Origin of the sequence: Asanoa sp. NPDC050611 (genome assembly GCF_040654855.1) — a bacterium.
Classification (GTDB): domain Bacteria; phylum Actinomycetota; class Actinomycetes; order Mycobacteriales; family Micromonosporaceae; genus Asanoa.
In genome coordinates this window covers 1-13,919 of the sequence record NZ_JBFAIU010000200.1, presented here as the reverse complement: position 1 = coordinate 13,919, position 13,919 = coordinate 1, and the positions used below count along the sequence as shown (strand labels likewise).

The window sequence follows — 13,919 nt, the reverse complement described above, 5'->3', positions numbered from 1 at the left end:
GGCGACGTGCGCGTAGTTGGTGGCGGTCACGCAGGGCCCGGACGACGGCGGAGGAGTACGTCCGGCAGCTGCTCGCGGACCACGTCGTACACGGCTGGGACCTGGCCGTCGCGACCGGCGCGGACCGTGACCTCGACGCCCGCGGCGCGGTGGGCTGCCCCCGTCCGAGGACCGGGAGGCCGAGCGTGGCCTGCGCGGGCTGGTTGGCTCCGGCGCGTCACAGGTGAGCCCGACCGCGGGCATGCGCGCCCGGGACGCCTCCCGGCCGAGCGCGGCCGAGGAGGCGGAGGCCATGGAGCGCCTGGTCGTCGTCCGCCGCAACTGGGTGCCCCGGGAGGACCTGCCCCGCGGCGGCGGACGACCACCGCGTTAGTCGGGCAGGGCCGGCAGGTCCTGCGACAGCTCGAAGTCGGCGACCTCGGAGATCCGGCGGGCGTGCCGGTCGGCGCCCGAGAACGGTGTCGACAGGAACGCCTCGACCAGCGCGGTGGCCTCGTCGAGCGAGTGCTGGCGCGCGCCGATGCCGGCGACGTTGGCGTCGTTGTGCTGCCGGCTGAGCTGGGCCGTCTCCAGGTTCCAGATCAGCGCCGCGCGGACACCCTTGATCTTGTTGGCGGCGATCTGCTCGCCGTTGCCGGAGCCGCCGATCACGACGCCGAGGCTGCCCTTGTCGGCGACCACCCGGGCGCCGGTGTGCAGGCAGAACGCCGGGTAGTCGTCGTTCGCGTCATAGGTGTGGGCTCCGACGTCGACCACGTCGTAGCCCTGTGCGGCGAGATGGTTGACCAGGTGGGACTTGAGCTCGTAGCCGGCGTGGTCGGAGCCGAGGTAGACGCGCATGGTCAGCAGTCTCTCAGTGCTCGCCGAGCTCGGCGAGCACCAGCCCGCCCCGCGCCTTCGGGGTGAACCACGTGCTCTTGCGCGGCATCTTCGCCCGGGCCAGGTTCACCGCCACGAAGTCCTCGACGGTCACCGGCGCGACCAGGATCGCCAGCTCGGCGCGGCCCGCGTCGACCTCGCCGGCCAGCCACGACGCCGGGTAGTCGCCGCCGACGTACGTGATCCGCTTGTCGCCCGGCTCGAGGCCGAGCGCCTCGCGCAGGATGATCCGCTCGACCAGCGCGTGGTCGAGGTTGTCGACCCGGTCCACCTCGGGGTCGTGCGGGAGCGCGACGGCGTACGCGGCGCCGGCGGCGTACAGGATCACCGAATCGGGGTCGAGGCCCGCCGCCGGCGTGACCGTGGCCCCGGCGGTGCGCAGCGCGTCGATCAGCTCGGCCGGCGGGCTCGTCAGCTCGCTGACCAGCCGGTTGTAGGGCTGGATGGCGACCGACGCGGGCGTGGTGATCACGGCCAGGAAGCGGGGGAGGCCCCCGGTCTGAGCCGCGAGGCTGCGGTGGTTGCCGTCGGCGACGACCAGCTCGCCGCCGCTGGCCAGCTCCGTCAGCCGGTCCTGGGTCTCGCCCGGGCCGAGCGGCCAGATCGCGTGGGTGCGGCCGGCCTGGTCGAGGTCGGTCGCGGCGGGCGCCCCGGCCGCGTCGCAGGCGGCGGCGAGGGCGGCGTGCAGCTCCGCGCCACGCCCGGTCTGCAGCAGGAGTACGGGCGACAGCAGGTGCCCGACGGCCTCGGCGAGGGCGACCCGCTCGCGCACCTTCTCGATGAAGACGTCCTCGTTGCGGATCACCAGGCCGGGCTCGTCGGCGCTCGTGGAGATCTGGTCCGTGTCGACCATCGCCCAGAGGCCGTAGGCGGGCTGCTCGCCGGGCGCGGTGATCCGGTAGAGCACGACCACCCGGTCGGCGGGCGTGTAGCTGCCGTCGGCCTTGGCGTCGGCGAGGCGCTGGGCGGCGGCGGGCAACGAGTCCAGGAAGGACCGGCCGGTGGCGTCCGGCGCCTTGTGCGGCATCTCGATCGCGAGTGCGCTGCGCGGGTTGTCGGCGATGATCGCGGTGATCTCGCTGTCGTCGGCGAACTCGTCGTAGTTCTGCGCGCCGGTGCCGCCGGTGGTGATCCAGGCCCGGGCGATCGGGTGCACGATCGTCATGTCCGAAACGCTACCGATGGGCGATCGCGTGACGCCGCACACCCGGGTCGGTGTCTCAGGCTGTGGCGGGCACCAGCATGTCGAGCCGGTCCAGCGCGGTCGGTGTGGCGTCCTCCGGGTCCGGGCCGAGCCACGCGGGCAGCGTCAGGACCGGGTCGGTGCCGCGCGGCGCCGCGCCCACCAGGATCGGCGGGGCGAGCAGGTCGACGCAGTCGTCGGGAAGGGCGGGGGCGAGGGTTTCCCAGCGGCCTTCGTCGACGGACCAGTAGGCGCCGCCGATGCTCTCGGCGACCTCGGGGTTACTGCCGGACATGGAGGATCCTTCGCTGCGTAGGGTGACGTGCGCCACCCTACGCAACGAATCGGTCGGCCCGCGAGAAAGGGTCCGATCAGTCGAAAATCGGACGCTGGTCCCGAGTCCGCTTCAGCTCGAAGAAGCCGGGCGTGCCGGCGACGAGCACCACGCCGTCCCAGAGCCGGCCGGCGGCTTCACCCTTCGGTGCGGGGGTGACGACCGGGCCGAAGATCGCGACCTGCTCCCCGTCGGGGCCGGGAGCGTGGATCACCGGGGTGCCGACGTCCAGGCCCACCGGCTTCATGCCGGCGTCGTGGCTCGCCTTGAGCGCCTCGTCGTACTCGGTGCTCTCGCCGGCGGCGACCAGCGCGGGGTCGAGGCCGACCTCGGCCAGCGCGGCCGCGTACAGCTCCGGACCGCGTTCCTGCTTGCCGGGGTGGATCCGGGTGCCGAGCGCGGTGTAGAGGTCACGGAGCACGGCGTTGCCGTACTTCTGCTCGGCGGCGATGCAGATCCGCACCGGCGCCCAAGCCGTACGCAGGAAACTCTTGTAGTTCTCGTCGAGCATCTCGCGCCCGTCGTTGAGCACGGCGAGGCTCATCACGTGGAAGCGGACGTCCAGCGGGCGGACCTTCTCCGCCTCCAGCAGCCAGCGGGAGGTGATCCAGGCCCACGGGCAGGCGGGATCGAACCACATGTCGACGGTCTGACGTTCTGACGTCACGGCAACGTCCTTCGGGGGGGTTGGGGTACGTACCCTGATGTTCACCCTCGTCCGACCCTTGCGCACGATCCGGGCGTCGTGACGTGGGTTACCGTGGTTGGCCCTGACGGGCGTGGAAGACTCGACTGATTGCCGGATGTCGACGTCACAGTGAAGTGGAGAACAGACCGTGGCTGGTGTGCGCAACCTGACCCAGGCGGAGGCAGCCGAGCGGGCCCGACTGCTCGACGTCACCTCGTACGACATCCGCCTGGACCTGGCCTCGGCCGGGCAGGGCGACGCCCGCACGTTCCGCTCCACCACGACCGTCGCGTTCTCCTGCACCCAGCCCGGGGCCAGCACGTTCATCGAGGTCGCCGCGGAGTCGGTGCGGTCGGCGACCCTCAACGGCGCGCCGGTCGACATCAGCGGCTGGGCCGCCGACAAGGGCCTCACGATCACCGGGCTGGCCGCGACCAACGAGCTCGTGGTCGACGCCGACTTCTTCTACTCGACCTCCGGCCAGGGCCTGCACCGCAGCGTCGACCCGGTGGACGGTGAGACCTATCTCTACAGCCAGTTCGAGACGGCCGACGCGCAGCGGGTCTACGCGGCGTTCGACCAGCCCGACCTCAAGTCCGTCTACACCTGGCACGCGACGGTGCCGGCGCACTGGCGGGTCGTCTCCAACATGCCGGTCGACGGGGTCGACGAGGCGGGCGACGAGGTCAAGACGGTCCACTTCGCACGCTCCGAGCGGATGTCGACGTACATCACCGCGCTCTGCGCCGGGCCGTACCACGAGGTGCGCTTCGCGCACGACGGCATCGACCTCGGCTACTTCTGTCGGGCGAGCATGGCGACCTACTTCGACGCCGACAACCTCAACCTGATCACCACGCAGGGCTTCGACTTCTACCACGAGCAGTTCGGCGTCCGGTACCCGCTGCCGAAGTACGACCAGCTCTGGGTGCCCGACTTCAACGCCGGTGCGATGGAGAACTTCGGCTGCGTCACCCACGCGGAGTCGGCCTACGTCTACCGGTCGCAGGTCACCGACTTCGAGTACGAGCAGCGCGCCAACACGATCCTGCACGAGCTGGCCCACATGTGGTTCGGCGACCTGGTCACCATGCGCTGGTGGAACGACCTGTGGCTCAACGAGTCGTTCGCCGAGTGGGCCAGCCACTGGTGCAACACCCACGCCACCCGGTTCAGCGACGCCTGGACGACGTTCCTGTCGATCCGCAAGAACTGGGGCTACCGGCAGGACCAGCTCAGCTCCACCCACCCGGTCTACTGCGAGATGCCCGACCTCGAGGCCGTGGAGGTCAACTTCGACGGCATCACGTACGCCAAGGGCGCCTCGGTCATCAAGCAGCTCGTCGCGTACGTCGGGATCGAGCCGTTCCTGGCCGGGCTGCGGGCCTACTTCGCGCGGCACGCGTGGGGCAACGCGACCTTCGACGACCTGCTCGGCGAGCTGGAGTCTGCGTCCGGCCGCGAGCTGCGCAAGTTCGCCGCGCAGTGGCTGGAGACCGCGCAGGTCAACACGCTGCGCCCCGAGGTCGTCATCTCCGCCGACGGCACCTACGAGTCGGTCGTGGTGTCGCAGGAGGCGCCGTCCGACTACCCGACGCTGCGTACGCACCGGATCGGGGTCGGCCTCTACGACCTGACCGCGGCGGGCAAGCTCGTCCGGCGCGAGCGGCTGGAGATCGACGTCACCGGCGAGCGCACCCCGGTGCCACAGCTGACCGGTGTGCGCGCGCCCGACGTGCTGCTGCTCAACGACGACGACCTGACCTACGCGAAGCTCCGCCTCGACGAGCGCTCGATGGCGACGGTCGTGCAGCACATCGACGGCTTCGAGTCGTCGCTGGCGCGCGCCCTGTGCTGGGCGGCGGCGTGGGACATGCTGCGCGACGCCGAACTGGCCGCCCGCGACTACGTCGCCCTGGTCTCGACCGGCGCGCCCGCCGAGGCCGACATCAACCTGGTGACCGCGACGCTGCGCCAGGCGGCCGGCGCGCTGTCGTTCTACGCCGACCCCGAGTGGGCGCCGACCGGCTGGGCGCAGCTCGCCGAGACGGCCCGCACCGCGATGCTCGCCGCCGCCCCGGGCAGCGGTTTCCAGCTGGCCTGGGCCCGCGTGTTCGCCTCGGCGGCGCGCTCCGACGAGCACCTGGCCATCCTGCGGGGCTGGCTCGCGGGCGACAACGTCCCCGACGGGCTGCCGATCGACACGGAGTTCCGCTGGTCGCTGCTGCGCGCCCTGGTCGCCAACGGCGCCGCGACGACCGCCGAGATCGACGCCGAGCTGGCCCGCGACCGCACGTCGAGCGGCGAGCGCGAGGCGGCGGAGACCCACGCGCTGATCCCGACGGCGGAGAACAAGGCCGCGGTGTGGCGGCAGCTCACGGAGTCGCCGGAGCTGCCGAACTGGCGCAACCGGGCGCTGCTGTCGGGCTTCCAGCACCCGGCCCAGGTCGAGCTGACGGCCCCGTACGCGACGCGCTTCTTCGAGTCGGCGGCCGCGGTGTGGGCCCTGCGGGACAGCGAGCCGGCCCAGGAGTTCGTGGTGTACGGCTACCCGACGTACGCGATCGCCACCGACGTGGTCGCGGCGGCCGACGCCTGGCTGGCCGAGCCGGGCCACCCGGCGGCCCTGCGTCGCCTGGTCGCGGAGGGCCGCGACACCACCGAACGCGCCCTGCGCGCCCGCGACCGCGACATCGCCTCCGCCTGACCGTCGTCCCGTGACGCCGCCCGGCGGCGTGGCGCTGTACCCAGGGGCCGATTTCCGGCCCCTGGGTACGAAAGCCGCACGAACGGGGAGCGATGAGTCGCATGGCGAGGTTGGGTAGGCGCGCGCGGTTGTGGTTGGTGGCCGGTGGGACCGTGGTGCTGCTGGCGGCCGGCGGTGGTGTCGCCGCGGCGGCGAAGGCGCGGTCCGGTGGCGACGGCGACTCCGCGAAGCAGGGGATCGGGTCGGCCGCGGTGGCCAAGGGCGCCGGCAAGAGCCCGCAGCCGTCCAAGAAGCCCAAGCCGGGCACCACGACCGGGCCGACCACGGCACCGACGACCGCACCGCCCACCACGCCGCCCGCGGTGGACAAGGACAACGTGCGGATCCCGATGGCGGGGTACGAGACCGGCTTCTACTCCGGCGACGTCGTGGTCGACGCGGCGCACGGGAAGGTCTACCTGACCGCCGGCAAGAACACCAAGGACGTCGTCGCCACCGACCTCGACGGGGGCAATCCCCACTCGATCGCCCAGGTGGACGGCGGCGCCGGGATGACGCTGAGCCCGGACGGCAGCAAGCTCTACGTCGCCGCCAGCGCCGGCTCGTGGGTCTCCGTCATCGACACCACCACGTACGAGACGACCGGGTACTGGATCGGTAGGACGGACGGGACCAACACCTGCCCGCGCGACGTCGCTCTGACGGCCGGCCAGCTCTGGGTCGCGTGGGGCTGTGACAACGCGCCCGCGGGCGTCGGCCGGATCGACCTGGAGACCCGGCACTACGAGCTGAACGTCACGGTCGGCGACGGCTCGGTGCGCAACCTCGTCTCGTCGCCCGCGCTGCTCGCGACCGTGCCGGGGCAGCCGAACGTGCTGCTCGTCGGCGAGACCGACTCGTTGCCGGCGCCGCTCTACCGGTTCGAGATCGAGGACAACCTGCTCGTCCTCAAGGCGACCGGCACGACCGACGGCGGCGCTGTCGCGCAGCTGGCGGTCACCCCCGACGGCAGCGAGGTCATCGTCCCGTCCGGCGCGCCCTACTACCACCAGGTCTTCCGGACCTCCGACCTGACGCCGGCCGGCAGGTACCAGACGACCAGCTACCCGAACGCCGTCGCGATCCGGGACGACGGGCTGGTCGTCGCCGGCGTCAACGGGTCGTACGAGGACGATCTCTGGATCTTCCGGCCGGGCGGCACCGAGCCGATCCTCACCTACGAGTTCGGTCACCTGCCGAACGACGTCACGTGGGCCTACCACCTGCAGGACGGTGCCCTCGCGCTGCACGGCAACCGGGTCTACGCGTTGACCGACCAGCTCTCCGAGCCCGGCATGCTCACGTTGCGGATCCGCGAGCTGCCGGAGTAGGCACCGCGATATTCGGTGGCCGCCCGCGGTGGCGCGCCCCGGCGCTTGAGGACGAAGTCGGCCAGCGCCGCCTGGAACTCCTGGCTGGCGAAGTCCGCGTCGATCCGGCGGAGCTCGCGTTCCTGCGTGGCGGCGAGCTCCGCCTCGGTCGGCAGTGGTCGCCACCGCTGGCGGTCGGCCCGCTTGCCCGCGTCGCGGTGGTTGACCGCGAACTCGTGCATCCACTCGGTCAGGTCCGCGCCGTCCAGGCCGGCGGGGGCCAGGTAGTCGACCAGCCCCTGCCGGTGGGCCTGGTGGGCGCTCAGCGGCAGGCAGTCGTGCAGCAGGCCGGCCCGGGCGTCCGCGTCGGGCATCCGGGCGGGCAGCGTCAGGGTGTGGAACTCCGAGCCGGTGAGCCCGCCCATGCCCACGTAGTGGTAGTTGAACGTGCGACCGGGCACGGCCACCACCGCGTCGCCGCAGAGCGACAGGAACGCGCCGCCCGCGCCCGCGTCGCCGTCGAGCAGGACGAGCACGGCGACGCCGTCCCGGCGGGCCTGGAAGAGGGCCAGCGCGACCTGGTTGATGGCCCGGATGTTGGCTCGCGCCTCGGTGATGATGCCGGCGGGTGCGCCGTACACGTGATTGAGGTTGATGCCGTTGCCGAACGGGCCGGTCCCGCCGCCGCGCAGCACGATCTGGTCGACGTCCGTTCGGCGGGCCGCGGCGGTGACGGCGGCCGCGACGGCCCGGCAGAAACCCGTCGACCAGGCACCGTTGTACGCGGCCGCGGTGATCACGGCGACGGAGCCCCGCAGTCGCGTGGTCACCGGGCGGTAGGGGAGGGGCTCGTCCGGCCGGCCGGGGAACCGCCGCCGCCCGGCCAGCCACCACGCGGCCGGCTGCTTGAACCCGGCGCTCTTCACGTAACCGACCCACACGCTCTCGCGCCGGCCGTCGCCGTCCGCCGGGCCGACCGTCACGCGGACGGCGCTGTCGGGCAGCCAACCGACGACCTCACCCGGCTCGCCCCGCGCCGGCCCGGCCGGGTGGACGTCGAAGACGCTGACCACCTCGCCGAGCAGTTCGGCCCGCACACCGGGCGCGCCGTCCCGGGCGGCCGCCCGCCAGACCACCTCGTCGGCGGTCAGCGACCAGTCCACCGTGGAGTCACCCGCCCGGAGCGCGTCGTTCCACCGCCCGAGCACGTCGGCGTGCGCGTAGTCGAGCGGGCGCGGCTCCGGCGGTGGCTCGTCGACCAGCCGCTCGAGCCCGCGCAGCAGGGCGGCCCGGTTGAGGTGGGAGTAGATCCAGCTCTTCGTGGCCGGTTCGCGCGGGTAGGCGAACGTCGTCGTGTGCACGACGTCGCCCGTGTCCCACCCGTCGGCGGCGAGCAGCAGCGTCGTGCCGCCGAACCGCTCCCGCCGCCACCGCCCCCAGTCGATCGACGAGGCGCCGCGGTCACCGATCCGGCCCGGGTGGTTGATCACGACCTTGCCGAACAGCTCGGCCGGGACCCGGGTGGTCAGCGTGGGCGCGACGATGAGGTCCGGCGCGTACCAGAGGTCGGCGTCGAGCATCGCCGCCGCGGAGGTCGCCGGCTGGAAGGCGGTCCTGATGCCGCGGTCCCGCAGCCAGCAGTAGGCGGCCATGGTGGCACCGCCGAAGCCGTTGGACAGCAGCAACACCCGCTGGACGCGACGTGACACCACGGCGAGACTCCCGATCCGATCGTCAGGTGCGACGACCGGGCCACGATCAACGTCTCGACGGAACCATCCTGACCATGGATCTGACACGAGCTCGATTAACTCCCGGCTCCGGCCACGCGCAACGGACCAAATGTCCCTCTGTCCTCACTGGTTGGGACCGGTTCGGCCGAACCCGCCTGGCGCCGGGGCACCGCACGCGATGATGGACGTTTGGGGGAGAGCGCGATGGATCTCGGCCTGGCGGGGAAGAACGCGGTGGTCACCGGGGCGGGCAAGGGCATCGGCCTGGCCGTGACCCGGGCTCTGGCCGACGAGGGCGCGCACGTCATCGCCGGTTCGCGCACCGTCACGCCGGAGCTGGCGGCGCTCGACGCGGTGACGCCGTTCGCGCTGGACCTGGCGACGCCGGACGGCCCGACCCGGCTGCTGGCAGCGGCGGCGGACCGCGGCGGCGCCGACATCCTCGTCAACAACGTCGGTGCGACCCGGCCGCGCCCGGACGGTTTCGCGTCGATCACCGACGACGACTGGCTGACCACACTCACGATCAACTTCCTGTCCGCGGTACGCGCGACGCGGGCGGCGTTGCCGCAACTGCTGGAACGGCAGGGCGCGATCGTCACCGTCTGCTCGGTCAACGCGACGCTGCCGGACCCGCTGGTGATGGACTACAGCGCGGCCAAGGGTGCGCTGCTGAACTTCTGCAAGGCCCTGTCCAAGGAGGTCGGGCCGCGCGGGGTCCGGGTCAACACGGTCAGCCCTGGTCCGGTGGAGACGGACCTGTGGCTGGGCGCACACGGCATGGCCCGGTCCGTGGGCGCGGCGACGGGAGCGGCGCCGGCGGACGTGCGGGCGGGTGCCGCGGCCCAGTCGGTGACGAACCGGTTCACCCACCCGGAAGAGGTGGCGGACCTCGTCGTCATGCTGGCGAGCGACCGCGTGGCGAACATGACGGGCGCCGACCACATTATCGACGGCGGCCTGACGACGTCTCTTTAGCCGGCCGCGTCGAATACTTCACGCCGATTCGAATACGGACGCGATGTGCGTCAGTCGAACGTCTACATCGGAGTAATGGCCACAGCTCGGGAAAATCCGACGTGAACGCACGTCAATTCACTCCACTCACGCGTGGCGTCCGAATGATCATTGGCCCACGCGGGTGATCTTTCGCGAACGCAAGGACGGCTCACGTTACGAGCGTTTTGGCTGCCAACAACGTTTTGCGTTTCTGATCATTTCCACGATCGGGCCGGTCGGATGTGTTGCTCCGACACGCTTCGACGCGACCTGGGCTTATACACGGTCCGAAGTAGAACCACCACCACCGGCCGCATGAGTCCGGTGTGGAGGGTGCTCATTGGCGGATCATGTCGCGCCTACCGACTCGATAGGCGATATTCGCCGCCGAACGGTCACAGGCACCGTCGGCTACCCGACTTTGATTAGCTGATCCTTAGGTGACTGATGCAAGGCTTATCGGCGCCGCGGAATTCGAGTGGGAATGCCGCGGCTGTTTGCGACCACCCCTGTTGAAATTCCTGGAGTCACCATGAGTGGGGTTACTGGTCAATCGGTCCATGGTCGATTGCTGCGAGTGTCGTCCGCCCTGTGCGTGGCGTTGCTGCTCACCGCGGGTGCGACGCCCGCCGGAGCCAAGCCACCGGCCCGCGCGGACGGCCACGGGCACGGCATCATCCGCGGTGAGGTCGCGCCTCCCCGCGCCAAACCCGGCAAGCCACTGCCGAAGATGAAAGGCACGGTCACCGTCCAGAAGGACCGGAGCCTCCTACCGAAGGGCAAAGCCAAGACCACCGCACCGAAGGCCGCCGCCGCGGCCGCCGGCGCCGCCGCCCTCGCGGTCGTGCCGCCGAAGGTGCAGCTCCGCGCCCTCATCGTGGGCGTCGACGAGGCCGACTGGGGCGTGGCCACCTGGAAGCAGACCGTCGACCGGGTCGGGGCCGCCTACGACGTCCTCTACGCGAAGACCGCGCCCCTGTCCGCGGCCGACCTCGTGCGTCCCGACGGCGTGGGCAAGTACAACGCGATCCTGCTGACCAGCAGCATGCTGCTCTACGACGCCGGCGGTGGCAGCTTCCTGTCCGGCCTCGACGCCAACGAGTGGAACACCCTCTGGGCCTACGAGCGCGACTTCGCCGTCCGCCAGGCCACGCTCTACACGAGCTACGGCACGTGGCCCGAGAACTACTGCCTCAACGCGTCGAGCGAGACCTCCGTCGGCGACACGCCGCTGAACGCCACCCTCCCGGCGGCCGGCCAGGCGCTCTTCGACGACCTCAAGACGACCGCCGTCGTCAAGCTGCAGCAGTCCTATGTCTACAAGACCCGGATCGCCGCCGGATGCTCGGCCAGCTCGATCCTGCAGAGCGGCGCCGACATCCTCGGCGTGCAGACGACGTCGACCGACGGCCGTGAGCGCGCGGCGCTGACGTTCACGTCGAACCAGTACCTGATGCAGTCCAACCTGTTGGCGTACGGCCTGTTCCGCTGGGCCAGCCGCGGCCTCTACCTGGGCGACCAGCGGCACTACCTCGAGGTCGACGTCGACGACTGGTTCAACTCGGCCGACCACTACACGCTGCCGAACGGCACCATCGAGTCGGACCCCGGCTACCAGGTCTCCGGCCACGACGCCTACAACCTCCGGCAGCGGATGAACAACCTGCGCTCCTGGTTCCCGCTGGCCAACCAGTTCACCTTCAACCTGGCCTACAACGGCGCCGACGCCGACATGACGGCCGGCACGGGCTGCAGCCCCAACGGCGGCATCGAGACGCTGACCGCCACGAGCCGGTGCCTGCGCAGCTACTTCCGGTGGATCAACCACACGTACACCCACCAGGAGATGAACGCCAACACGTACGCCGAGGCCGCGGCCGAGATCACCCAGAACCGCACGGCCGCGACGCAGCTCTGGCTGACGCAGCCGAACACGGTGCTCAAGACCGGTGAATACTCGGGCCTCGGCGTCTACAACCCGGACCCGAACAACGACATCGACCCGCCGACCGACTTCGGGCTGGGCGCGTCGAACGTCAACTTCCTGCAGGCCGCGAAGGACAACGGCGTCCAGTACGTGCACGGCAACATGTCGTTCGCGAGCCACGTGCCGTCGTGCTTCAACTGCGGCATCGACCACCCGCTTGAGCCCAGCATCATGATCGTGCCGGACTGGCCGACGAACATCGCCTACCACACGACCACGCCGGACGAGCAGACCCACTTCTACAACTCCTTCTACGGCCCGAACGGCAAGTTCCCGTTCTTCCCGGTCAACCAGACGTACGCGCAGATGCGGGACTACGAGACCAACGTGGCGCTCAACCACGTGGCGACCGGCTCGATCTACGCGCACACGTTCCACATCGCCAACGTCAAGGACTACGGCGCGGGCGAGACCCTGGTCACCGACTGGGCGTACACCGTGATGCAGAAGTACTCCGCGCTCTACAAGGTGCCGCTGCTCGGGCCGGACTGGACCACCCTGGCCGGCACCGTGAAGAACCGCACCCGGCACATGTCGCTGAAGTCGGCCGGCGCCAACGCGGTCTACGACCCGGCGACGGGCACCATCGAGGTCAGCTCGCCGACCGCCGGCCCGCTGATCGTCACCGGCGCCACCGCGACCGGCTACGTCTCGTACGGCGCCGAGCGCACCTCGACGCTGACGATGACCGCCGGCGGCACCGTCACCGTGCCGGCGAGCCCGCGGTCATGAAGGTTGCGCTGGTGTCGGAGGGCACCTATCCGTACGCGATGGGCGGCGTCAGCGTCTGGTGTGACCAGCTGATGCGCGGGCTCTCCGACTACCGGTGGGAGATGGTGGCACTCACCGTCGACGGATCCGAGCGGGCACTGTGGAGGTTCCCCGAGAACCTCGACCGGCTGGTCTCGATTCCACTGTGGGCCTCCGGCGGCAAGCGCCGCCGGGGCGCCCCGCCCCCCGAGTTCACGGCGCCCTACGAGGACTTCCTGCTCAGCCTCGTCACGCCGCTCGACCCGCGGCCGGACCGGGCCGCGCGGGAACGCGTCCGGTTCATCGGCGCGCTCGCCGGCCTGCACAAGTACGCGGCGTCCGGCGGCGACCTGACTGCCGCGATGATGTCCAACAAGGCGCTGGCCATGATGATGGACGCCTGGCACGCGATCCACGCCGACGGGCTGACCCTCGCCGACGCCACCCAGGCCGCCTGGCTGCTGGAGCACATGCTGCGGCCGCTGTCCGCGCCCGCCGTCGAGGCGGACGTCGTCCACGCGTCCATGAACGGGCTGTCGATGCTCGTCGGCCTGGTCGCCAAGTGGACGCACGGCACGCCGCTGCTCCTCTCCGAGCACGGCATCTACCTGCGCGAGCGCTACATCTCGTTCCTCGAGGAGGACACGCCGCACCCGGTCAAGGTGCTGGTCCTCAACTTCTTCCGCTGCCTCGCCGGCGGCGCCTACATGGCCTGCGACGCGCTCGCACCGCACTCCGGCTACAACCGGCGCTGGCAGCTGCGAAACGGCGCCGAGCCCGAGCGCATGTGGACCATGTACAACGGCGTCGCGCCGGAGTCCTTCCCGCCCGCGCTGGAGGAGCCGGCCGAGCCGACGATCGTGTTCGCCGGCCGCGTCGACCCGCTCAAGGACCTGCACACGCTGATCAGGGCGTTCGCCATCGTCCGGGAGAAGCTGCCGGAGGCCCGGCTGCGCATGTTCGGCGGCACCCCGCACGGCAACGAGGCCTACCGGGACAGCTGCCTGGCCCTGATCGACGAGCTCGGCCTGACCGGCGCCGCCGTGCTGGAGGGCCGCATCGAGGACATGGTCGAGGCCTACCACAGCGGCAGCATCGTCGCCCTGACCAGCATCTCCGAGGGCTTCCCGTACACCGTGGTCGAGGCCATGGCGTGCGGCCGCGCCGTCGTCTGCACCAACGTCGGCGGGGTGTCCGAGGCGGTCGGCGACGCCGGCTTCGTGGTCGCGCCGCGGCTGACCACCGACACGATCGCCTGGACGGTCGCCAACGTGCCGCGGTGGAACCCGATCAACGTCTGCTCCTACCAC

General features: G+C 71.1%; 11 protein-coding genes and 1 pseudogene. 7 read left to right on the top strand and 5 right to left on the bottom strand.

Translation table 11 applies throughout. The features are described from left to right. Both AB0H87_RS26670 and AB0H87_RS26665 read left to right on the top strand, forming a co-directional pair. Positions 1-227 (top strand): annotated as a pseudogene (locus tag AB0H87_RS26670) (hypothetical protein); the annotation flags it as partial. Further along, complete coding sequence (locus AB0H87_RS26665; RefSeq protein ID WP_360151100.1) at positions 155-373, top strand: hypothetical protein; 219 nt, start codon at positions 155-157, stop codon at positions 371-373. The pseudogene AB0H87_RS26670 and the gene AB0H87_RS26665, both read left to right, overlap by 73 nt. On the opposite strand, the gene AB0H87_RS26660 is transcribed toward AB0H87_RS26665, so the two are convergent. From AB0H87_RS26660 to AB0H87_RS26645, 4 genes are all read right to left on the bottom strand, one after another. Further along, a complete protein-coding gene (locus tag AB0H87_RS26660) occupies positions 370-840 on the bottom strand; it encodes a ribose-5-phosphate isomerase (protein WP_360151091.1) in 471 nt (156 codons plus the stop codon). The two genes, AB0H87_RS26665 and AB0H87_RS26660, sit on opposite strands and share 4 nt — an antisense overlap. A 13-nt stretch (positions 841-853) precedes the next feature. Then, positions 854-2,044, bottom strand: a complete 1,191-nt coding sequence (locus tag AB0H87_RS26655; protein WP_360151088.1) for a DUF1015 family protein — start codon at positions 2,042-2,044, stop codon at positions 854-856. A gap of 55 nt (positions 2,045-2,099) precedes the next feature. After that, positions 2,100-2,357, bottom strand: coding sequence for a hypothetical protein (locus AB0H87_RS26650; RefSeq protein ID WP_360151085.1), 258 nt, complete (start codon positions 2,355-2,357; stop codon positions 2,100-2,102). A 76-nt stretch (positions 2,358-2,433) separates the two neighbouring features. Continuing rightward, positions 2,434-3,036 (bottom strand): disulfide bond formation protein DsbA, encoded by a 603-nt coding sequence (locus AB0H87_RS26645; protein ID WP_360151097.1) that lies wholly within the window; start codon positions 3,034-3,036, stop codon positions 2,434-2,436. Positions 3,037-3,241: 205 nt separating this feature from the next. On the opposite strand from AB0H87_RS26645, the gene pepN reads away from it, so the two are divergent. Both pepN and AB0H87_RS26635 read left to right on the top strand, forming a co-directional pair. Continuing rightward, on the top strand, positions 3,242-5,791 hold the full coding sequence (gene pepN / locus AB0H87_RS26640) for an aminopeptidase N (RefSeq protein WP_360151094.1): 2,550 nt from the start codon (positions 3,242-3,244) through the stop codon (positions 5,789-5,791). Positions 5,792-5,928: 137 nt separating this feature from the next. Next, on the top strand, positions 5,929-7,161 hold the full coding sequence (locus AB0H87_RS26635) for a hypothetical protein (RefSeq protein ID WP_360151082.1): 1,233 nt from the start codon (positions 5,929-5,931) through the stop codon (positions 7,159-7,161). Here AB0H87_RS26635 and AB0H87_RS26630 read toward each other — a convergent pair. Further along, on the bottom strand, positions 7,092-8,849 hold the full coding sequence (locus tag AB0H87_RS26630; protein WP_360151079.1) for a hypothetical protein: 1,758 nt from the start codon (positions 8,847-8,849) through the stop codon (positions 7,092-7,094). The genes AB0H87_RS26635 and AB0H87_RS26630 overlap by 70 nt on opposite strands. 228 nt (positions 8,850-9,077) lie before the next feature. On the opposite strand from AB0H87_RS26630, the gene AB0H87_RS26625 reads away from it, so the two are divergent. The 3 genes from AB0H87_RS26625 to pelF form a co-directional block, all read left to right on the top strand. Next, positions 9,078-9,851, top strand: coding sequence for an SDR family oxidoreductase (locus AB0H87_RS26625; protein ID WP_360151076.1), 774 nt, complete (start codon positions 9,078-9,080; stop codon positions 9,849-9,851). Between the two features lie 598 nt (positions 9,852-10,449). Beyond that, positions 10,450-12,591 (top strand): hypothetical protein, encoded by a 2,142-nt coding sequence (locus AB0H87_RS26620; protein WP_360151073.1) that lies wholly within the window; start codon positions 10,450-10,452, stop codon positions 12,589-12,591. Next, positions 12,588-13,919, top strand: a 1,332-nt coding sequence (gene pelF / locus AB0H87_RS26615; RefSeq protein WP_360151070.1) for a GT4 family glycosyltransferase PelF, incomplete at its 3' end; no start/stop codon positions are given. The genes AB0H87_RS26620 and pelF, both read left to right, overlap by 4 nt.

Bases quoted from the DNA above. Each gene is read 5' to 3' on its own strand.
- AB0H87_RS26645 (WP_360151097.1), bottom strand. From the start codon at position 3,036: ATGTGGTTCGATCCCGCCTGCCCGTGGGCCTGGATCACCTCCCGCTGG.
- AB0H87_RS26660 (WP_360151091.1), bottom strand. From the start codon at position 840: ATGCGCGTCTACCTCGGCTCCGACCACGCCGGCTACGAGCTCAAGTCC.
- AB0H87_RS26655 (WP_360151088.1), bottom strand. From the start codon at position 2,044: ATGACGATCGTGCACCCGATCGCCCGGGCCTGGATCACCACCGGCGGC.
- AB0H87_RS26625 (WP_360151076.1), top strand. From the start codon at position 9,078: ATGGATCTCGGCCTGGCGGGGAAGAACGCGGTGGTCACCGGGGCGGGC.
- AB0H87_RS26650 (WP_360151085.1), bottom strand. From the start codon at position 2,357: ATGTCCGGCAGTAACCCCGAGGTCGCCGAGAGCATCGGCGGCGCCTAC.